The following is a 21,834-nucleotide window of genomic DNA, read 5'->3' as shown; positions in this document are numbered from 1 at the left end:
TCATAGGTGTTTAGCGACCGTTTTGATCAACTCGTACAAGCTTTACGAATCTTACCCAGTGTTGGGCCGAAATCGGCTCAACGTATGGCACTCCATCTGATCATGAAAAATAAAGAAGGTGCTATTGGTTTGGCGCATGCGCTAAATGAAGCAACTTCCTATATTCATGAGTGTAGTGTTTGTCATTCTTTAACTGAAAATGAAGTCTGTGATATTTGTTGCTCAAATGATCGGGATGATCAGCTGCTTTGTGTGGTTGAGTCTCCTGCAGATGTAATGGCAATAGAACAGTCTGGTAGCTTTAGAGGCAAATATCATGTATTGGGTGGGCATTTGTCGCCATTAGATGGTATTGGTCCTGAAGAAATAGGTATTCCATATTTAGTGCAGCGTTTAACCGATGGTAAAATTACTGAAGTAATTTTAGCCACCAATGCAACAGTAGAAGGGCAAGCGACTGCGCATTATCTTGTAGAAGCGACAAAACATTTGTCTTTGCAAATGACACGAATCGCACAAGGTGTTCCACAAGGTGGTGAATTGGAATATGTGGATAGTCATACATTGAGTCAGGCTGTTCATAATCGCATGAGAATGAAATAGCGATCTTAGACTTGGTACCATTTAGAGTTTGTTGAACTTGGATGTTTAGCGCAAATGCGATAACGATTAAAAGATCAACAAACTCTGTCTCATTTAAAAATTATTTACATTCAATCTAAATTTTTTAGGTAAACTCAAGCTAAAGCAATGATTAGCCATGTTATTTATTACTTTAAAATATACTTTTATTAAGTTGTAAAACCTATATATAAAATAAATATTCACAAGAAACTTTATTGAAAAATAAGGTGTTTACGGAGAATTAGTTTAAAAATATTATATTTAAATTTTATATATTAAGGTAAAATCATATTTCATTTGAATGTAACATTTTGACTTAAACTGACATGTTTCAATTTATTAATCAACAGACCGATCTCGAACATGTGTTGAATTTGATGCAACATACTTCGACTTATGGTCTAGACACTGAATTTATTAAAGTCGACACACTTTGGCCAAAACTCGGTGTATTCCAAATTAATGTCAATGGTCAAGTATTTTTGCTCGACGGCACAACCTTAAATTTAGATCGCTTTTGGTTTCAACTTTTTCAAGCTCAGCAAAATATTTTTCATGCTTGTGGAGAAGATATTGATCTCATTTATCATTATGCAGATCAGAAAAATCTGAAGAATGTCTTCGATACCCAAGTGGGGTTGTCTTTTTTAGGACATGGTCTACAAGTCAGTTATCAAAATGCATTGAAATTGGTGTTAGAGATTGATATTGATAAAGATCAAACACGTTCAGATTGGCTGGCTCGACCATTAACAGATGAACAAATGAATTATGCAGCCAATGATGTTTTATACATTATGCGTCTGGCTGAAAAAGTAAAAGCAGAATTGGTCGAGAAAAGTTTATACTCACATGTGCTTGAAGATTGTCAAAATTTAACCTTTGAAATTGCTTCAGAAACACCGAAAGAAAAATTATATTGTGATATTGGTAATTATCGTCATTCCAGAAAACAATTGATGCAATTGCAACAATTAAGTGTTTGGCGTGAAGAAATGGTTAAGGCACTCAATCAACCACGTAGCTTTATTCTAAAAAATGCCACGATGATTGATTTGGTTGAAGTTAATCCTAAAAATAATTTTCAATTGTCCTCTGTGAAGGGAATACGTCCAAATATTGTGCGTGAACATGGAAAAACAATTTTAGATTTATTGAAGTTTCTGCCTGAAACCGATGAGTGGCCACTGCGTATTGCACGACCAATCAAGCATTCTTCTCAGGGAATTACCCTTGAGGTGGATGAGTTAATTTCTCAGGTTTCATTTGAAATGCAAGTACCTAAAGAAGTACTTATGCGTAAAAAATGGTTAAATGCCTTGTATCATCATGTGGTATTTCATGGCAATGAACAGGATTTACCCGGTTATTTGTTGGGGTGGCGCTATGAATTACTTACCCAGCCACTTATCCATCTGTTACAAGAAGATATTAAGTTTTTAAGTATGCAGATGAAGGTCAATGAATAGCGGCTGTTGCTGCCCTTGTTTAGATGAATAATCATCAATAGCCAAGCAAGCTTACTGCGTTATTGTTGATCAAAGATTTAGCAATTGGACATAAATAACGACTGATGCGTTAACTTTCGATAATGTATCCGTCGTTTTTTTCATGTATGCTGTCAACTAAGTTTTACTGAAGCTGTTGTTTAAAATGCATTGTGATATTTATAAATCGAGCAAAAAAGATGAAATGTATCTTTATGTGGCTCGCCCAAATCATCCAAATACAGACGAAAGTGCGGATCCCTTAGCAGCTCTTTCTGAGCCACTACGTGTTGCCTTTGGTCGTGCAACGCATGTAATGCATCTTGAACTGAGCGAAGCTCGACCTTTGGCACGTGTAAATGTGTTACATGTAATCGATTCACTCAATACAAAAGGCTTCTTTATTCAAATGCCGCCAGAAGGTTTAATTAACCCAAATGCGGTTGAACCAGAGGGATTACGTGGTGCTTGATCAGTTATCAGGAATATGGGCAAATTTTTTAGATCTATTTGATGCTATCCCAGAAGATAATATCGCAATAACCGTCTATATTCTTGGGACGCTGTTGATTTTATGGTGCTGGTATTCGATTTCAAAACGATTGCCATCGCCACTTGGCGGTATTACATGGATCATTGTATTGGCCGTTCTTGCAACCCCGACCATTTCTGAAGGACCAAACTCAGCGATTGCGCCAGCAATATTTGGACTGTTATTTGGAATTCTGACCAAGGATTCACCATTGATTTGGTCAAATCTTGCCTTAATTACTTTTGTCATGGGTATTGGTTTAGTCATTGGATTTTTTTGGTCTAAATACAAAACCACGAAAAATACCCAAGCAAGAGCTGTAGCAAAAAATATTTCACCACTTTAAATAAAAAATAAAGGTAAGTTATGTCTGTCGATTCTCAACAATTCACAGGTACTGAACAGTATATCGCAACGGATAGTTTAAAACTGGCTGTAAAAGCAGCTCGAGCATTGCAAAAGCCATTATTGGTGAAAGGCGAACCTGGTACAGGTAAAACCTTATTGGCTGAACAAGTTGCTGAGAGTCTAGGTCTTAAATTAATTACTTGGCACATTAAATCTACAACCAAAGCACAGCAAGGTTTGTATGAGTATGATGCAGTTTCTCGTTTACGTGATAGCCAGTTGGGCGATGACCGTGTTTACGATATTAAAAACTACATCAAACCAGGTAAGTTGTGGGATGCATTTACCAGCGAAGAACGCTGTGTATTGTTGATTGATGAAATAGACAAAGCAGATATTGAATTTCCAAATGACTTGCTACATGAATTAGACAAAATGTCATTTTTTGTCTATGAAACAGGCGAAACCATTACTGCAACCCAACGTCCGATCGTAATCATTACTTCAAATAATGAAAAAGAACTGCCAGACGCATTTTTACGTCGTTGTTTTTTCCATTATATTGAATTTCCTGATGAAGCAACGATGCGTGAAATTATCGCAGTTCATTTTCCAAATATCTCTGGAACATTGGTTTCAGAAGCATTACAAGTCTTCTTTAAATTACGTCAAGTGCCTGGCTTAAAAAAACCACCTTCAACATCTGAATTGATTGACTGGTTAAGTTTGTTAATGGCAGATGATATGCCAGAAGACATTTTGCGTAATCATGATAAATCAAAAGCGATTCCACCTTTATATGGTGCATTGATTAAAAATGAGCAAGATGTACAGTTGCTTGAACGCTTAGCCTTTATGTCACGTCGTTAATGAGGAGATCGCAACATGTTTGTGCGATTATTTTATACCCTCAGAAAATATGGTGTTCCAGTTTCAACACGAGAACTCATTGATCTCAACCAAGCAATTAGTGAAGGCTTGGTTTTTGCTGATCAAGATGATTTTTATCAATTAGTAAAGACTGTCATGGTCAAAGATGAACGCTTCTTTGACAAATTTGACCGTGCCATGAAAGATTATTTTGAAGGTATTCATACTTTTGATATTGATGATCTGCTCAGCAAAGTTCAAAAACTTCCCAAAGACTGGTTTGATTTAGAGTTACTTGAAAAACATCTCACACCTGAACAACGTGCTGAATTGCTGAAAGCAGGTTCGCTTGAAGAACTGATGAAGATGTTGGAAGAACGCTTGCGTGAACAACATAAAAAGCATCAAGGTGGCAACCGAATGGTCGGCACAGGTGGAACTTCACCGTTTGGTGCTTTTGGTGACCATCCTGAAGGCGTGAGAATTGGCGGCCCGAGTCGTAAAAATTCAGCAGTAAAAGTTTGGGAACAGCGTAAGTATCAAAATTTGGATGATGAACAAATTTTAGGTACTCGACAAATGCAAATGGCTTTACGTCGTTTACGTAAGTTTGCTCGTCAAGGCGCTGCAGAAGAATTAGACATCAACAGTACCATTTATGAAACTGCCAAACAGGGCATTTTAGATGTACAAATGGTGCCTGAACGGCGTAACCGAATTAAAGTTTTGATGTTGTTTGATGTAGGTGGGTCGATGGATTCACACATTGCTCAATGTGAAAAATTGTTTAGTGCGGCAAAAACTGAATTTAAAACCTTAGAATATTTTTATTTCCATAACTGTCTATATGACTATGTGTGGAAAGATAATCATCGTCGTTCTTCTACCCGAATGAATACATGGGATTTATTCAATACCTATGGTAAAGACTATCGTGTAATTGTGGTGGGTGATGCAAGTATGGCACCTTATGAGCTGAAATCGGTCGGTGGTTCTGTCGAATATATGAATGATGAAGCTGGGGATGTATGGTTACGTCGCTTACGCAATCATTTTGAAAAAACAGCATGGTTAAATCCAGAAGAGCAAGGTTATTGGCATTACACGCAAACTATCGCATTAATTAAACAATTATTTGACGATCATATGTTTCCAATGACCCTGAAAGGTATTGAGGATATGACGAAATATTTATCACGATAGATTATTCGAAAGCAAAGTTGTTATTCATAAATTCAACGGCTGATTTATTAAATAGGGAAAGAAATGGATCATCAAATAAATGGTATTGCATTACCAAATGAACAAGGCTTTTTTGGTGAATATGGTGGTCAATTTATTCCACCTCATTTAAAAGAAGCAATGGATGAAATCAATGTCGCATATGAGGAAATTCGTAAAACGCCTGAATTTCAAAATGAATTGGCTGATTTATTTGCCAATTATGTAGGTCGCCCTAGTCCTTTATTCCATGCAAGACGCCTTTCTGATCAATTGGGTGGCGCACAAATCTATTTAAAGCGTGAAGATTTAAATCATACAGGTGCACATAAAATTAACCATTGTTTGGGCGAAGCTTTGCTTGCCAAATATATGGGAAAAACCAAAGTAATCGCAGAAACAGGTGCTGGTCAACATGGCGTTGCACTTGCAACCGCATGTGCTTTGGTTGGCATTCCATGTGAAATTCATATGGGGCAGGTGGATATTGAAAAAGAGCATCCCAATGTTGTGAAAATGAAGATTTTGGGTGCTAAATTGGTTTCAGTCACTCAAGGTACTGCAACACTGAAAGATGCTGTAGATAGTGCATTTGAAGAATATTTAAAAGACCCTAAAAACTTTATTTATGCGATTGGTTCTGTGGTTGGACCGCATCCTTTCCCAAAAATGGTACGTGATTTCCAATCTATTATCGGCAATGAAATTAAAGTTCAAACCCAAGATCGCTTTGGCGCACAACCCGATTATGTGGTTGCGTGTGTAGGCGGTGGCTCAAATGCAATTGGCGCATTCACGGCATTTTTAAATGATGCAGAGGTTAAACTGGTTGGTGTGGAACCTGCAGGTCATGGTCTGGATACTCAACAGCATTCAGCAACATTGACTTTAGGAAAGCCAAGTCAGATTCATGGTATGGCTTGTTATGTACTAGAAGATGAACAGGGCGCACCATTGCCTGTGCACTCGATTGCATCTGGTTTGGATTATCCGGGTGTAGGCCCTCAACATAGCTTCTTAAAAGATTTAGGCCGTGTGGAATATTCAACAGCAACTGATCAAGAGTGTTTAGATGCGTTTATGACCCTTTCACGCGTAGAAGGGATTGTTCCTGCATTAGAAAGTTCTCATGCTGTGGCGTGGGCAATTCGTGAAGCGCCTAAATTAGCGAAAGAAATCAAAATTGTTGTAAACCTTTCTGGGCGTGGTGATAAAGATGCCGACTATGTTGCTGAAAAGTTAAATCTAAACTGATAAAAAATTGATTTGATTTAAAAACCTAGCTTTGGCTAGGTTTTTTTATTTTATCGTTAAATTTGAAATTCAGTCTTAGCTTTCGTTTAATGAACTCGATTGTTTATCCCCATGATAAATGAAGACATGCAACTTAAAGCTGGTGATTATTTCTATTATCTAGAAATTTAAAAAAAGGTTTTACATGCAAGCTGAGTTGCCAATTTTCTATACACAATAAAAAAACCCTCCACATGGAGGGTTATATTTTTATAATGTCACTTAACCTGAAATATATTGTCTTAACTGTTCAATCAATTTTCGTTGATCTTCCATGGTGGCTTTGACTAAATCACCAATAGAAACAAATCCAACCAACGTTTCACCTTCAATCACAGGTAAATGGCGTAAGTGTCCGTCAGTCATTAAATTTAAACATTCTTCAACCGTATGGCCACGTGTCACAGAAATCACTCTAGACGTCATAATTTCAGCGACCGTTGTATGGTCAGAGGTACGCTGCATAAGGGCAATTTTACGCGTATAGTCGCGTTCTGAGAGGATTCCGACGACCTTTGTATCTTGAGTGACAACCACAGCACCAATACCTTTGTTTGCCATAAGTGTAATGGCTTCTAATACTGTGGCAGAGGGTGAAATCGTATAAATTTCACGACCAATCTTATCTTGGATTACTTGTGCTACTGTCGTCATAATTATTCTTCCTTTTCTAGGGTGCTTACCAATCTGCACACCTTTAACTTAACTGTATTTTTTAACTTTGCAAATACTTTGCAGTCATAAAAATATAAAGTTTATTTTTTACAACAATTTTAAACCACTAAAAATATATCTTCGCCTTTAAGCCGGTTGAAATTGAACATGACTATGGAAAAAGAAATGTTCCATTTGAGAAGTTGAGAGTTTAAATTTTCGAGATGAAGAATTAAACAATGCAGGCATGATATTGAGCCGTGTTAATGTAGGTAACAGCGATTCTCTAAAATCTTTAGGTGTTATTCTGCGAGGGGTGTAGTGAGGCCAATGAATCTTTGCATATTGATGGGCTTGAACAGCGTTTAGCCAAAAAGGAAAATAAACTTCATTTGAACCAGACTTCATTGCCCAGCCATCGTGGTAAAGTCCCCAAAGTACACCACAATACATGAGTGATTTTAAAATAGAAATTTTAATAAACAATTCATTCGAAATGGGTTGAAGATGAGTATACTTTTTCATAATTAACAATCTTATTTAGTACATTGCCTATTGTAGTTGAAATTCTTATAAGAACTGTTGGTGCTTTATGCTCAATCGTAAGCATTTATTAAAACAATAAAAAATGTATTGAAAGCGTAATGATTTATTAAAAATAAAAAGAATAGGGGTTAAAAAAAACGCCACCTAGGTGACGTTTTATTATGCTTGCATGGTTGCCATCTTTTGCCAATATTGGGCTTTTAGAGAATCACGTTCAACGCGGAAACCTTGGTAGTAAAGTTCTGCAAGAAACATTGCTGCTTTACCATGACCCGCTTTCGCCGCATCTTCTAATGCTTTTACCGCTTCTACAAAGTTCATTTCACACTGGATTGTATTTACAGCATCTGCATAAACATGTTCTAAGTCTTGGTGAGAGATTTGATGAATCATATATAACTCCTTATTGTAATTATGATCTTTTAACATAGCTCCCCAACGGAGCTTATACTTAACTAATCTAACTTAACTTTATTAAACTAATATTACAATTAGCCTTGTTTGTCAAGCGATTTGAAATCTATGCTTGACGAAGATAAGATTACATGATTAAACATTAATCAGAAATAATATTTATTAAAATCAATATGAGAATTAAGACAAAGGGAGAGCAAAATGACAAACACTATAGATGGCTTTATTTTTGATGTACCCGCTGCTGAGTCTCAGATCGTAGAATTAGCTCAGTATCACCGTAAACAACTGGATGAGGCAATTTATCATCAAGAAATCCATCTTGGGGATTATTGTTTAGCCCAGCGTAAACGCGTGTACGATTATACCCGAAACTTAAATCCAGTGCAAAAAGCAGGCTTTTATCGAATCTATGATGGTGAATTAAGGCGTCTTGCTGATGATGATGATTTGCATCCTGCACATGCAGAGGGGGGAGTGAGTATCTTTGCTGTCAGTATTGCTTTGGCAATAATCGCGATTATTTTATATTTCGCATTCTTACGTGCAACGATCCTTTAATTGGCACGATATAGAAATGATTCACGCGTTATTTAACTTGGCTCAAGCCCTTTTCTTGAATAAGAGAACAGGGCTTTAAATTTCATATCGACAGGCGATGATATCTGTGGGGAGAATATTTAAGCGCTGTCGTTCTCGCAATTTTGATCTTAAAGATCATCTTACAGCCGATCTTCAGCTGTCTTGAAGAAAGCCCTATATTTTTATGGTCAGGATGATAAACTATCTGTAATTAGAGGTAGTTCATGCAAAAATTCAAAGATTATTTTCAAAAATTATTCTATTCATTTCCTGTGGAAAAAATCTTGAATTCTTTTGTTGTTGTGATCATCGTACTGATGATTTTTCTTGCAACATTGGCTTTAACACGGCCAATTAATCCAGATCAATACAAATATGTGATGCAATTTTCACAACAAGCCGCCAATCCTAAGACGCAAAAAATTGCCAATCAATTGCGCCGCCAAGATCGTATTTATGTGGTTGAGTATTTACGTCTACTACGTGCCTATCATTTTGAAAATCAACAAGTAAAACGATATCCTGCGGTAGATAGTAAAGATCCGCAATAACTGATAATACTCATTTGGTTGATTCCGCTTGCGGACGAATTGTTTTTTGAATGATCAATGTCGGGACATCTGGCATGGCTTGCGTATCCACTTGCTTGTTTTGATTTGTACTGGATTGATCTGGGTTGGCTAAATCAGCACTTAACATGTCTTTTAATTCATTCTGATCCAGTGTTGGTGCAACAACAACCAAGGTGAGACGATCCGCACGAAGATGTTTTTGAATGGCTTTTTGAACTTGTTTGGTGGTGACTTGGCTCAATTGCTTTTGATATTGAGTCAAATAATCCGCAGGAAGTTGATAAAAACCAATCGATGCGATTTGGGCATTGATATTGGCATTGGAACTAAAGGTCATTGGGAAAGAACGTAACATGCCTTCTTTGGTTTCTTCGAGCTGTTTTCTTTGGATTGGATTTTTTACAAAATCACGTAAGGCTTGATGTGCAACTTTGATACTGTCCATTAATTGATTTTGTTCAGTGGAATAACTCAAACTAAAAAACCCCTGAGCCAATGTGGAGGTCAAATTACTATACGCTCCATAGGTATAACCCCGTTTAACCCGAAGTTCTTTCATTAAAATGGAATTAAATCCGCTTCCGCCAAACATTTGATTGGCAACTTCTAATGCAACACGATCAGGATCGCTGCGCTGAATAGCCAAGTGTCCCATCATCACGTTGGCTTGTGTTGAGTTAAATGGAATGTAATGGATATTAAAATCACTTTGATCTTGTGGTTCAGGAAGTGCTTGTGCAGCTTCACCTTGGGTTAGATTTTGACTGATTAAATTGGCCAGTTGGGTTGCATCGGCTGCAGTTAAATTACCAGTAATCGCAATATTCATATTTTGGGCGACAAGCAGTTTTTGTCGATAAGCCTTAAGTAGTTCTGGGGTAATTTTTTTAAGGCTGCCATTGGTCCCTACAGTGGGTTCGGCATAAGGGTGTTGTCCATATAACGCACGATAAAAGCGAATATTCATAATCCGATTTGGATTTTCTTGGATTTGCTTTTGTCCAACCTTGGTATTATTTAGCACAAGATTTAAACCTGATGGATTAAATTGTGCATGATTCAGCACATGCAACATGGTATTGATGGCAGGGTTTAATTTTTCAGGATCTGACAAGACCCGAAGTCGAACCACAAACATATCACGGTACGCGGTAACGCTAAATTGAGCGCCTAATCCTTCAAATGTAAACGCGATTTCTTTTGCTGTATATTGATCTGTACCTTCAGTGATCAGTTTGGCTGCCATATTTGCCATACCATACAAACCTTTTCCTAGTGCTTCATCCTGTGACGAACCTGCATTAAAGGTGAGTTGAATATCCACAATAGGTAGGTCAGTGGCTGAAACAAACAGTGTTCTGACTTTTTGGTTGTTGGAGAGGTCTTGAACAAAGGGCGCTTGGTATTGTTGATGTTTATCTAAATTTTTTAAGCTTTGTAAGGTTGAATTTGCCTTAAGTGCTGAATCATCTATAACCGCATCCGTTTCATCATGATTGTCTAATTCAACCTCTGCATGGTTAAGGGGGGAGTAGAGTAAGCTGATGCACACAAACAGGGGTATTTTTATCGAATAGGTCGAGAATGGATTAAAATTCATGAGAGATCCTTTTTTATTCTTTTGTACTTTCAGGCATTAAATACAAACTACTCAGATTGGCTTTGACAAAATAAATATTGGCAATTCGTTGTAAATCTTGTGGTGTGACTTTGTCATAATGTTTGGGTAATTCATCCATTAAACGAAAACTTAGGCCGTTTACTTCCAAATTCCCAATCATATTGGCTTGTCCACCAATATCATCCTGACTATAGATTAAATTTGAAACGAAGTTGTTTTTGACACGATCAAGTTCAGCTTGATTGACCAATTCTGTTTTAAATAAATTCATCTCTTTTTCAATCGCTTTTTGTGCCTCATCCAGAGAAACATCATCACTTGGGATCGCGGAGATCATAAATAAACTGTCGCCGCGATTATAGGGGTCATAACTGACACTGATTGCAGTCAGCACTTTTTTATCTCGAATCAGACGGTCTTGTAAGCGTGCGGAGATTCCGCCATCCAGTAAGGACTGGATAATGGTTAGTGCGTAAGCATCTTGTGGGTTTTTTGCTGTGGCAATGGATTTGACATTCCAAGCCATAAACAAGTTGGGGACTTGTACTGGCAACTGCACTTCCATGTGCCGATACCCCATTCGATCAAACTCTAAAACATCATTACGGTCAGGAAGTTCCTTTTTGGGAATTGCCGCAAAATATTTTTCAACCTGTTTAAGTGCCTGTTCTGCATTGACATCTCCCACAATGACCAAAGTCGCATTATTGGGGGTGTACCAAGTTTGATACCAATGTTTAAGATCATCCAGACGAATATTCTGTAGGTTTTTCATAAAGCCAATCACCGGTTGACGATGGTGACTGGTTGGATAGGCGATCCATTTAAAACGTTCGTAGGCTAGATTTCGTGGATTATCATCAGTCCGTTGTCGTCTTTCCTCCATCACCACTTTGATTTCAGGATCAAAGTCTTGTTGTTTGAGGACCAGATTTGTCATACGGTCTGCTTCAAGTTCCAAAGCCAATGGAAAATATTTCTTGGGGTAAAGCTGATAATAGTTGGTGTAATTTGTATATGTGGCGGCGTTGGTGCGGCCACCATAAATTCGACTCAAGCGTGCAAACTCATCATCAGGAACTTTTTTGGTTCCTTTAAACATCATATGTTCGAGCACATGAGAAATACCAAGTACATTACCAGACTCATCACTACTTCCCACGCCGTACCAGATTTGGGTCATAACAATTGGTGAACGATGATCTTCACGGATAATCACTTTTAAACCATTTTTCAGTGTGGTTTCAAAGGTGGTCCTAGAAAGTTGGCTTTGAGGCGCTGCCTGAAGTTGCGTATTTACCGTGTTAAAAGATAAAAATAAAAGTGGCGCAAGGATAACTTTGGATTGTCTAAGAAGATTTAAGAATTTAGATTTCAGAATATACACAGATAACCCAAAAATTTATTTTAAATTTAGAACTATTCTTAAAAAATTAATGATTTAAAGCAAGGCTGGAATGTTGCATTTTGGTTTGCTTGTTTTATCGCTGCTTTAACGCTAAAAATGATGCAATCTATGCTAAACTCATTCTTTTTTAACGCTATGCTTTTCAAGGAATCGGCATGCAAGAACAGCAAAATAAATTCTTGATTGATGCGGATATCGGGGATGACGATGTCACATTACCTAGTTTACCAGCCGTCAATGTGCCTATTATTGAAAATAATGTAGAAACACCTAAAACGGAACCTGTTCAAACTGAGAGCCAAGACGCACAGATTGAATCGGCAGACGAAAAGTCTAAAGGTGGCTTTTTTAGCCGCATGAAAGAAGGTTTGACCAAATCACGTAAAAGCCTTGCCGATGGTATGGTCAATATCCTGATTGGTGGTAAAGAAATTGATGATGAGTTGCTCGAAGAAGTAGAAGAGCAACTTTTGGTTGCTGATATCGGGGTAGAGGCGACTAAAACCATTATTGCGAATTTGACTGAGCGTACAGAACGTGGTGATTTGATTTACTCACATTCATTGTATAAAGCGCTACAAGAAGAGCTGGTTGCTTTACTTGCACCTCGGGTAAAACCATTGCATATCGATCCCAATAAAAATCCATTTGTGATTTTGGTGGTGGGTGTAAATGGTGTGGGTAAAACCACCACGATTGGTAAATTAGCCAAACGTTTACAAGGTGAAGGCAAGAAAGTCATGCTTGCGGCAGGAGATACCTTCCGTGCAGCGGCAACTGAGCAACTTCAAATCTGGGGTGAACGTAACAATATTGCTGTCGTGGCTCAAGGCCATGGTGCAGATAGTGCTTCAGTCATTTTTGATGCTTTTGAAAGTGCACGTGCCAAAGGTGTGGACGTTTTAATTGCTGATACAGCAGGGCGTTTGCATAATAAAAGTAACTTGATGTCTGAGTTGACTAAAGTAAAACGTGTGATGCAAAAAATTGATGCAACTGCGCCACATGAAGTGATGTTGGTGGTGGATGCAGGTACTGGTCAAAACGCGATTAACCAAGTTGAAATGTTTGACGAAGCTGTAGGCTTAACAGGTTTAACCATTACCAAATTAGATGGAACAGCAAAGGGTGGTGTGTTGTTTAATATTGCCAGTCGTACTCATGTACCAATTCGATATATTGGTGTGGGTGAGAAGATTGATGATTTACGTCCATTCTCTGCAAAATCATTTGTTGCTGCACTGTTTGAAACAGATAAGTAATTTAGAAAACTATTTATTTTAAATGAGACTCCGCTTTATGCGGAGTTTTTATTTTATTCGTTTCATAAAAGATCTTTCATAAATCAAAAAATGATCATGTTGAGTGAATCAGATTGGTATTGAAAGTCCCTTCTTCCTTTGGGCATAGGTATCTACACAATTAAATCTATTTAAGTTAAATTGGAGAGCATGCTCTCCAATTTAACATTCCACACTTAGATAACCGATTAGTTAAACGCTACGGACGTCTTGTAAAACTTAATATGAATCCACTTGCTTCATTAGCCCCAGCGCTTAAAGATATTGCCTCTACCCAAAAGACTAGCTTTGCTACAACCCAAGCAGTTTGGCGTTTCTTAAATAACGAAAACGTTTCATTTCAACAACTCAATCAGCCTCTTCAAAAACTTGCGTTTGAACAAATCGCTCTATCGAATCACCACTATGCCTTAGTTGCTCATGATTGGTCTCAACTACAATATTTCAAACATAACAACAAGTTAAATAGATTCAAAAGAACACATGCAAGTGACAAAGGCTATGAATTACAAAGCAGTTTATTAATTGATGCTGAAACGGGTTTACCCATTGCACCATTAGATCAAACTTTATGTGATGCTACTGGACGTTATTCAACATTTACTGATGGGCATAAAATAAAAGAAACCCACTTAAATGCACTATGTGAACAAATCGAACATATTGAGTCTTTACCAATAGAAAAGAAACTCGTACATATTATTGATCGTGAAGGAGATTCAATTGCTCATCTTAGATTATTGAATCAACAAGAACATTTATTTCTTATTCGAGGTAAAGAAGGAAATCGTGTTGAATATCAAGGAGAAGATGTTAAGTTAAGAGACGTATCAGACCAAATACCGACCTCACAAACCCATACAATTCAATATAAAGGGAATTGCGAACAACTCTATGTTGGTGAAACTCAAATCAGTATTACGCGTAATGCAAGACCAATGCAAAAAGACGAAACGGGAAAAAGAGTTCCACCACAAAAGGGAAAGTCATTAACCGTTCGACTGATTGTAGTTGAAGTTAAAAATAAGCAAGGAAAATCACTTTCTCGTTGGAGCTTATTAAGTAATGTATCATCAGAAATTCCAAGTATAGAATTGGCAACTTGGTATTATTGGCGTTGGAAAATAGAAAACTATTTTAAGTTGTTAAAACAGGCGGGCCATGACATTGAGTCATGGCTACAAACAACTCCGCAAGCGATATTAAGACGACTCTTAATTGCAAGTATGGCATGTGTGTTAACTTGGAGAATACAGCGAGAAAATGATGAGAAAAATTCAAGAGTTAGAGTCTTTCTAACACGTCTATCAGGAAGGCAACAAAAAAGAGGAACAAGGGAAAGTGCTCCTGCAATTTTGGCTGGTCTGTCAATATTACTGAATACACTACAATTATTATCTGAACATTCGGTGGATGACCTTAAGCTGATTGCTGAAATTGCATTAGAGTCTCTACAAAAAGATGTGTAGATACCAATGCCCTCTGGGAGAAGGCTGAGATGAGGGGGATTTTATGTTGATTTATAGTTTTAAAAAGGACTTATGAAAGAAGTCTATACTTTACGATGTATACGTCTCATGCTCAATTTTAACCTACAACGCCAGCCATTTATGAAATGCCAGCAGCCCCTAAATTTGCGTTTTATATTCATTCAATTTATAACTTTTGATTATTCTTTTTTATGGTAGTATTGTATATACGCCATTGACGTATATCGTGTATGTTATTCATTGAAACTAGTATTTTTACTAAACAAATCAAAGATCTTGTGACTGATGATGAATATCGTCAGCTTCAACAAAATCTATTGGTACAACCTGATAAGGGTGATATTGTTAAAAATGGCGGTGGTATCCGTAAAGTACGCTGTGCTCAAGGTGATAAAGGAAAAAGTGGTGGAATACGCGTGATCTATTATTGGGTTTCAGAGGATGATCATATTTTCTTTTTAGTCGCGTACCCTAAGTCTGTAAAAGATAATTTAACGGATAAAGAAACAGCAATTCTGCGCCAATTAGTGAAGGAGCAACTTCATGGATAACAATTTATTTGATGACCTTGTTTCTTCGATTAAAGAAGCAGGAGAGATTAAACGTCAAGAGATTCAAGCAAGTCGAGTCACTGAACTTGAATTACCTGATATTAAAGCAGTACGTGAGAAAACAGGTTTAAGCCAAAATGAATTTGCTGCACGCTTGCATATTAGTCCTCGCACGCTTCAAAACTGGGAGCAAGGTAGACGTTATCCGACTGGTCCAGCTGCGACTTTAATCCGTATTCTAGATACGCATCCAAGCCTAATTTAAAATTATAGACAATAAAAAGTCCGATATCCTGTCGGACTTTTTCGTCTGAGTTCGATATAAAATTTTTAATGAAATATGATACTCGGATATGTTGGTGGTACGTTATTGGAAGAAGGCATCATAAGAATGTCATCAAGTTGTACTTAATGCGATGTCTAGAATCATCTGTCCAGATTTGCAATATTTTTACCACAAAACAAGCAATGAAAAGTATATAGGATATTTGCCATATTCTTATCGTTGAAAAGCTCAAGGCAATAGGCTGAGTTTAATGGTAAATTTTAATTGAATTGTTTGATTAATAAATACTTTAATTGCAATTTAAAAAGGGGACCACATAAACACAGTAGCATTTAAAAATGCCAGATTTCACATATTGTTCTAAATATAGAACACATTGTTATGTATATAAGCATGACGAAACTAAGAATGATGCAATACACTCAAACCATGTTAAATAACACGACCCATTTGGTCATAGAAGGATTAACACCATGTCATTTTTAAATCAAATCAAACAACGCCGTACAATTTATGCAATTGGTAGAGATTTAAGCTTAGACCAAGCGAAAATTGAAGAAATCATCAAAGATGCAATCAAGCATAGCCCATCTTCATTTAACTCACAGTCTTCTCGTGCTGTGATTTTATTTGGTGATTCACATGTTAAATTCTGGACAATCGTTTTAGAAACTTTACGTAAAATCGTTCCAGCTGAAGCATTTGAAGGAACTTCGGGTAAAATTAACAGCTTTATCGCTGGTGCTGGTTCAGTGTTGTTTTATGAAGATTTAAGCGTGATCAAAGCTCTACAAGAACAATTCCCATTATATGCTGATAATTTCCCAGTATGGTCTGAGCATTCAACAGGTATTGCACAATTTGCAACTTGGACTGCATTGGCTGAAGCGGGTATTGGTGCATCTTTACAACATTATAATCCAATCGTGGATGAAGAAGTGGCAGCAACATTTGATGTACCTGCTGACTGGAAACTTCGCGCACAATTAGTATTTGGTTCAATCGAAGCACCAGCGGGCGAAAAAACATTTATTGATGATGCAACACGTTTTAAAACTTTTAACTAAGTGAAGCATTTAGTTTTAAGCTAAGGTCTATTGCTTATTTAGCTTAGAGCTTGCTATTCAAGAAACCTGTTTAGAATGAAAATTTTAAACAGGTTTTTTATGTGCAGTACGTTATCCCTGCTTGTCGCGAGATAATAGATCGACGCTGTAGGATTAAATAATCTAAAAACGCATAAGTGGTTTAAAAAAAATATGTGATTCCATCTTGTTGCTAAAGATTCTAATCATCTAAATTGAAACAATAAGATGAGATTTGAACAAACAGAAAAAAATATAAGTGAATCGAACAATTCTTTACACAGAATTATGGATTGGTTTTATCGACATTTAGCGCTATTCATGGCTTAATCTTTGCTCAAGGAATAAAAGTGTATAAAAAAATGGGGAAATTAGGGTTGATTCAGCACTTTGGTCTAATTTAGACATTTTAAAAAATTTATACACTGTTAAAAAGCGATTTAAGTTGATGATTTAGTTGATGGTGTTGCTGTATTTTTGATCATTATTTTTTAAGTTAATGTAGCTATTTTTTTTAATTAAAATGATCACTATTTAGCAATGTGATAGTACTATTCAGCATGGTTTAAATCGGTATACTAGAAACTCTTGTTATAAAAAGTAGCAATATCAGGAAAGACAATGACTGCACGTATTCAAAAAGGCAAGTTAGCGATTGCTAAAGAACTTTACGATTTCATCGAAAATGAAGCACTACCAGGTTCTGGTTTAGATAGTGAAACATACTGGAAAAACTTTGAGCAAGTTGTTGTCGATCTTAGCCCTAAGAATAAGGCGCTTTTAGCAAAGCGTGACGAGATTCAGGCTAAAATTGATGAATGGCACCGCAACAATAAATTTGAACTTCAAGCTTATAAAGCTTTCCTAAAAGAAATTGGCTACTTATTACCAGAAGTAGAAGATTTTCAAATCAGTACAGAAAATGTAGATGAAGAAATCGCATTATTGGCTGGTTCGCAGTTGGTAGTACCTGTGCGTAATGCACGTTATTGCTTAAATGCGGCAAATGCACGTTGGGGTTCTTTATACGATGCGCTTTACGGTTTTGACGTGATCTCTGAAGAAGGTGGCGCGGAAAAAGGTAAAGGCTATAACCCTGTTCGTGGCGATAAAGTTATCGCATTTGCTAAGAATTTCTTAAATGAAACATTCCCATTGGCAAATGGTTCACATGCAGATGCAACAAAATATGCTGTTGAAGGCAAAAAACTTGTTGTAAGCCTTAAAGATGGTTCAACCTCGACTTTGGCGAAAGAATCACAATTTGTTGGCTTTAATGGCGAAGAATCTGCACCTGTTGAAATTGTACTTTTAAATAACGGCTTACACGTTGTTATTGAAATTGATGCAAATAGCCCAGTGGGTAAAACTGATGCGGCGGGTGTTAAAGATCTTGTTTTAGAAGCTGCTGTTACTACGATTCAAGATTTGGAAGATTCGATTGCTGCTGTAGATGCAGAAGAGAAAGTAGAAGGCTACCGTAACTGGTTAGGTCTAATGAAAGGTACGCTTGAAGAATCAATTGAGAAGAACGGTAAAACCGTGACGCGTACCTTGAATAAAGATCGTACACATAAGAACTTGATCGGTGGTGAAACAACACTTCATGGTCGTTCATTGATGCTTCTTCGTAACGTTGGTCATTTAATGACGAACCCTGCGATCCTTGTAGATGGTGCTGAAATCTACGAAGGTATTATGGATGCTTTAATTACACCATTATTGACTTTCGCAGACATCAAAGGGCAAAACGAAAACAAAAACTCGCGTAAAGGGTCAATGTATATCGTTAAGCCAAAAATGCATGGTCCTGAAGAAGTTGCATTTGCTGTTGAATTGTTTGAACGTTCTGAACAAGCACTTGGCTTACCAGCGAAAACGTTGAAAATCGGGATCATGGATGAAGAACGCCGTACATCTGTAAACTTGAAAAACTGTATTGCACAAGCGAAAGATCGTACTATTTTCATCAATACTGGTTTCATGGACCGTACAGGTGATGAAATTCATACCTTTATGGAAGCAGGTCCTTTCGTTCGTAAAGGCGAAGTGAAAAGCCAAATTTGGTTCCCAGCTTATGAAAACCGTAATGTGATGGTTGGTCTACAAGCAGGTTTACGTGGTAAAGCGCAGATTGGTAAAGGCATGTGGCCTAAACCTGACATGCTTTTAGACATGTATAAAACCAAAATTGAACATCCAGAAGCAGGTGCAAGCTGTGCATGGGTTCCTTCACCATCAGGTGCTGTGATTCACGCGATTCATTATCATCAATGTAATGTTTCAGCACGCCAACAAGAGTTATTGAAAACTGAAGCGCTTCCGTTAGATGACTTGTTGACACCGCCTTTAGCCACAGATACAAACTGGACTGAAGAAGAGAAGACCAAAGAGCTTGAAAATAACCTTCAAGGTATCTTGGGTTATGTTGTTCGTTGGGTTGATTTAGGTGTGGGGTGTTCTAAAGTGCCAGACATTAACAATGTCGGTTTAATGGAAGATCGCGCGACTTTACGTATTTCTTCTCAGCACGTTGCGAACTGGTTACGTCATGGTATTGTGACTAAAGCGCAAGTTGAAGAAGTTATGCAGCGTATGGCGAAAATTGTTGATGAACAAAATGCCAATGACTCTGAATATAGCAACATGGCACCTGGTTTTGACGGTTATGCATACAAAGCTGCTTATGATTTAGTATTCAAAGGTGGCGAACAGCCGTCTGGTTATACTGAGCCATTATTGCATGCGTATCGCTTAAAGTTAAAAGGCTATACAGGTGATTAATTTTATCGTCTAATTTATCCTATTAACTTATCAATAAAGCCTCTTCGGAGGCTTTATTATTTTTATGGTTTATTTTAAATGTTGCTTTGCTTTCATATATAAAATTTGTAGACGTGACTTTGAGTTTTCAGCCAATAAGATAAAATCTCTGATACAATTTAACGGAATTAATCATTAAGCTGAATTATAAATGACATCAATTCTGAAATTAGATGCGCTGAAAAATGCTGAAGTTGCGAGTACGCCTTATCCGTATTTTGTGGTTGAAAATGCTTTGGCTGATAGTGAAGTCCAGGCCGTAATCCAAGACTTTCCTAAAATTGAACAGGGCGGAAGCTTTAACATCGAAGATGTAGAAATTAAACCTAATTTTGATCGTTTTCTAAAATCGTTGGATACACCAGAATTTCGTCAAATTTTAACAGATAAATTTGATGTCAATGTGATGGAACATCCGATGATGATTACTTTACGTGGTTATTCTCGTCAAAAAGATGGGCGGATTCACAGTGATTCAAAAAGCAAATTGTTGACGGTTTTGATCTATTTAAATGAATCTTGGGATGCGCCGAATGGACGTTTACGCATTCTCAACGATGATAAAGACATCAATAACTATGTCACTGAAATCAATGCAGGTCCGGGCTCACTGGTTGCATTTAAAGTAACTGACAATGGTTGGCATGGCTATATTCCTTATGAAGGGCAACGCCAATCTATTCAAATTAACTTTTTGACCAGCGAAAAAGCCAATGCAAAACATAAGTTTTTCCATGGTTTAAGTGCCAAAGTGAAAAAGATTTTTGGATAAAAGTTAAGTGAAGGGGGTAAACTTCGGTTTATCCTCAATTGAAATCGCGTGCTGTCTCAAGTTTTTATCAATGTCTAATATTCTTATCAATGGATAGCGCGATAGATAAATTCAACAATTATAAATCAATATTTTAAATCTTATTATTATGTGTGCTAATTTTAAACCGATCAGCTTATTACAAGTTCAGCAGCTTGGCTTACCCGCGATCCCTTTCCTCTATGAAGAAGAAATATTCCCAAGCTTTCAAACGCCGTTGTTATTTAAATCTGATCAAGGGATGGAATGGCGTTTAGTTAACTTTGGTTTAGTGCCAAAATGGGCTGAGGACAAAGATGCTGCAAAACATACTTATAACGCAAGAAATGAAACCTTGATGGAAAAACGCAGTTTTGTCGAGGCTTTTAGCAAGTGCCAATTTGGTGTGATCCCCGTGACAGAATTTTATGAATCCAAGTATATCAATGGTCGACCACAACGGTGGGGTGTGCGACGTAAAGATGGTCAGGCTTTTTATATTGCTGCACTGTATGAGATTACCCGATTAAAAACCGGTGAAGTTGTTCGTTCAGCCACCATGATCAGTATGGATGCCCACACCCACCCGATGATGAGTGAATTTCATGAACCTCGAACAGATAAACGTTCGGTGGTGGTTATTCCACAGCATCGACTTGATGAGTGGTTGGGCTTAAAACAGCCCAATATTTCGAGTTTTATTGAGGGTTTCCCTGTGGCGGAGTTTGAGTGTTTTTATTGCCCCAAAGTATCAAATAACAAAAACTCGCCACAGTTGAACATCTTTGATGAAGAATCTTAACAATTAATGTGCAAGATTCTTAAAGATGATTTTTAAATTTTCCATGGTTTTTTTCAATTTGTAGTGGTGTTAAACCGTCAAATGACTGTTCAAGTACAACACTCATTAAATCATTAATTTTATGGGTCATTTGTTGCCCAGATTCTGTTAAATGTACCCGTGTAATACGTGCATCGTTTTCACAAGAGTAGGTATCTACAAAGCCTTCCTCTTTTAAGCGATAAACAATTTTGGTTGTTGTCGACATTTTAGAAACGATCATTTCTGAAAGCTCAGAGACACTTGCATCTGGCTTGGCTTCTAAAGCAACCAATAATCGTCGTCTAGAGTTGTCTACCCCATACTTTTTAAGTACGTGATCTAAATTTAAAACATACTGAGAATGAACTTGAGTGATCCAGTAGTATGGGAAATTTTCGATGTTAAAATTTTCAGCAGCGGGTAAAAATTTTGCATATTTTTTAGTCATTTAGAGGTCCCTGTTTTTTGTAATTATTGCCATATATTAAGCGCTAATCATATTTTACTTTGAAT

Annotated in this window: 22 protein-coding genes and 1 pseudogene; 17 read left to right on the top strand and 6 right to left on the bottom strand. The window is 37.2% G+C overall.

The annotated features are described in order from the left end of the window. Positions 1-6: 6 nt before the first annotated feature. From recR to trpB, 7 genes are all read left to right on the top strand, one after another. Positions 7-603 carry a recombination mediator RecR gene (recR, locus tag MTO68_RS13450; protein ID WP_004719588.1) on the top strand — a complete coding sequence of 199 codons (597 nt, stop codon included), beginning with the start codon at positions 7-9 and terminating at the stop codon, positions 601-603. A gap of 347 nt (positions 604-950) precedes the next feature. After that, positions 951-2,093 (top strand): HRDC domain-containing protein, encoded by a 1,143-nt coding sequence (locus tag MTO68_RS13445; RefSeq protein WP_016539239.1) that lies wholly within the window; start codon positions 951-953, stop codon positions 2,091-2,093. Between the two features lie 184 nt (positions 2,094-2,277). Continuing rightward, on the top strand, positions 2,278-2,583 hold the full coding sequence (locus MTO68_RS13440) for a YcgL domain-containing protein (protein ID WP_004822235.1): 306 nt from the start codon (positions 2,278-2,280) through the stop codon (positions 2,581-2,583). Beyond that, a complete protein-coding gene (locus MTO68_RS13435; protein WP_244012853.1) occupies positions 2,576-2,989 on the top strand; it encodes a hypothetical protein in 414 nt (137 codons plus the stop codon). Before MTO68_RS13440 ends, MTO68_RS13435 begins: the two co-directional genes overlap by 8 nt. A 20-nt stretch (positions 2,990-3,009) precedes the next feature. Next, positions 3,010-3,861 carry a MoxR family ATPase gene (locus MTO68_RS13430; RefSeq protein WP_004719598.1) on the top strand — a complete coding sequence of 284 codons (852 nt, stop codon included), beginning with the start codon at positions 3,010-3,012 and terminating at the stop codon, positions 3,859-3,861. 15 nt (positions 3,862-3,876) lie between these two features. After that, complete coding sequence (locus MTO68_RS13425) at positions 3,877-5,064, top strand: VWA domain-containing protein (protein ID WP_004822231.1); 1,188 nt, start codon at positions 3,877-3,879, stop codon at positions 5,062-5,064. Positions 5,065-5,127: 63 nt separating this feature from the next. Beyond that, a complete protein-coding gene (gene trpB, locus MTO68_RS13420; protein ID WP_034617271.1) occupies positions 5,128-6,336 on the top strand; it encodes a tryptophan synthase subunit beta in 1,209 nt (402 codons plus the stop codon). A 261-nt stretch (positions 6,337-6,597) separates the two neighbouring features. On the opposite strand, the gene MTO68_RS13415 is transcribed toward trpB, so the two are convergent. The 3 genes from MTO68_RS13415 to MTO68_RS13405 all read right to left on the bottom strand — a co-directional run bounded on the left by MTO68_RS13415 (position 6,598) and on the right by MTO68_RS13405 (position 7,968). Further along, positions 6,598-7,029 (bottom strand): CBS domain-containing protein, encoded by a 432-nt coding sequence (locus tag MTO68_RS13415; protein WP_004822228.1) that lies wholly within the window; start codon positions 7,027-7,029, stop codon positions 6,598-6,600. A 147-nt stretch (positions 7,030-7,176) separates the two neighbouring features. After that, the gene (locus tag MTO68_RS13410) at positions 7,177-7,554 is read right to left on the bottom strand and encodes a DUF2750 domain-containing protein (protein WP_244012851.1); all 378 of its coding nucleotides are present in this window, start codon (positions 7,552-7,554) and stop codon (positions 7,177-7,179) included. Positions 7,555-7,734: 180 nt separating this feature from the next. Further along, entirely contained in the window at positions 7,735-7,968 is a 234-nt protein-coding gene (locus MTO68_RS13405) for a hypothetical protein (protein WP_004719607.1), read from the bottom strand. Positions 7,969-8,190: 222 nt separating this feature from the next. Between MTO68_RS13405 and MTO68_RS13400 the strand changes: the two genes are divergently transcribed. Together MTO68_RS13400 and MTO68_RS13395 are read left to right on the top strand one after the other, a co-directional pair. Continuing rightward, positions 8,191-8,550 carry a hypothetical protein gene (locus MTO68_RS13400; RefSeq protein WP_004822225.1) on the top strand — a complete coding sequence of 120 codons (360 nt, stop codon included), beginning with the start codon at positions 8,191-8,193 and terminating at the stop codon, positions 8,548-8,550. Positions 8,551-8,795: 245 nt separating this feature from the next. Beyond that, positions 8,796-9,122, top strand: coding sequence for a hypothetical protein (locus MTO68_RS13395; protein ID WP_244012849.1), 327 nt, complete (start codon positions 8,796-8,798; stop codon positions 9,120-9,122). Positions 9,123-9,132: 10 nt separating this feature from the next. On the opposite strand, the gene MTO68_RS13390 is transcribed toward MTO68_RS13395, so the two are convergent. Both MTO68_RS13390 and MTO68_RS13385 read right to left on the bottom strand, forming a co-directional pair. Beyond that, positions 9,133-10,743: a pitrilysin family protein gene (locus MTO68_RS13390; protein WP_244012847.1), complete on the bottom strand. Its 1,611-nt coding sequence runs from the start codon at positions 10,741-10,743 to the stop codon at positions 9,133-9,135. Between the two features lie 13 nt (positions 10,744-10,756). Beyond that, positions 10,757-12,151, bottom strand: a complete 1,395-nt coding sequence (locus tag MTO68_RS13385) for a pitrilysin family protein (protein ID WP_056511802.1) — start codon at positions 12,149-12,151, stop codon at positions 10,757-10,759. Positions 12,152-12,327: 176 nt separating this feature from the next. Between MTO68_RS13385 and ftsY the strand changes: the two genes are divergently transcribed. The 8 genes from ftsY (at position 12,328) to MTO68_RS13345 (ending at position 21,300) form a co-directional block, all read left to right on the top strand. Next, positions 12,328-13,434: a signal recognition particle-docking protein FtsY gene (gene ftsY, locus MTO68_RS13380; protein ID WP_004719613.1), complete on the top strand. Its 1,107-nt coding sequence runs from the start codon at positions 12,328-12,330 to the stop codon at positions 13,432-13,434. 263 nt (positions 13,435-13,697) lie between these two features. Then, entirely contained in the window at positions 13,698-14,942 is a 1,245-nt protein-coding gene (locus MTO68_RS13375; protein ID WP_034611715.1) for a transposase, read from the top strand. Positions 14,943-15,193: 251 nt separating this feature from the next. Further along, entirely contained in the window at positions 15,194-15,514 is a 321-nt protein-coding gene (locus MTO68_RS13370; RefSeq protein WP_244012845.1) for a type II toxin-antitoxin system RelE/ParE family toxin, read from the top strand. Next, positions 15,507-15,779: a NadS family protein gene (gene nadS / locus MTO68_RS13365; RefSeq protein ID WP_096734348.1), complete on the top strand. Its 273-nt coding sequence runs from the start codon at positions 15,507-15,509 to the stop codon at positions 15,777-15,779. The genes MTO68_RS13370 and nadS overlap by 8 nt, the downstream gene beginning before the upstream one ends. 494 nt (positions 15,780-16,273) lie before the next feature. After that, positions 16,274-16,867 carry a nitroreductase family protein gene (locus MTO68_RS13360; RefSeq protein ID WP_004719619.1) on the top strand — a complete coding sequence of 198 codons (594 nt, stop codon included), beginning with the start codon at positions 16,274-16,276 and terminating at the stop codon, positions 16,865-16,867. Between the two features lie 639 nt (positions 16,868-17,506). Continuing rightward, complete coding sequence (locus tag MTO68_RS13355) at positions 17,507-19,669, top strand: malate synthase G (protein WP_004822212.1); 2,163 nt, start codon at positions 17,507-17,509, stop codon at positions 19,667-19,669. Positions 19,670-19,859: 190 nt separating this feature from the next. Continuing rightward, positions 19,860-20,480, top strand: coding sequence for a 2OG-Fe(II) oxygenase (locus MTO68_RS13350; protein ID WP_004719624.1), 621 nt, complete (start codon positions 19,860-19,862; stop codon positions 20,478-20,480). A gap of 148 nt (positions 20,481-20,628) precedes the next feature. After that, the gene (locus MTO68_RS13345) at positions 20,629-21,300 is read left to right on the top strand and encodes an SOS response-associated peptidase family protein (RefSeq protein ID WP_244012843.1); all 672 of its coding nucleotides are present in this window, start codon (positions 20,629-20,631) and stop codon (positions 21,298-21,300) included. A gap of 3 nt (positions 21,301-21,303) precedes the next feature. Here the strand turns inward: MTO68_RS13345 and MTO68_RS13340 are convergent. Further along, a pseudogene (locus MTO68_RS13340) lies at positions 21,304-21,769 on the bottom strand (MarR family transcriptional regulator). Between the last annotated feature and the right edge of the window lie 65 nt (positions 21,770-21,834).

Source organism: Acinetobacter sp. NyZ410, assembly GCF_022828975.1.
GTDB classification, from domain to species: Bacteria; Pseudomonadota; Gammaproteobacteria; order Pseudomonadales; family Moraxellaceae; genus Acinetobacter; species Acinetobacter guillouiae.
Note: the sequence above shows the minus strand (reverse complement) of the source record. Positions and strands in the feature narration are given on the sequence as shown.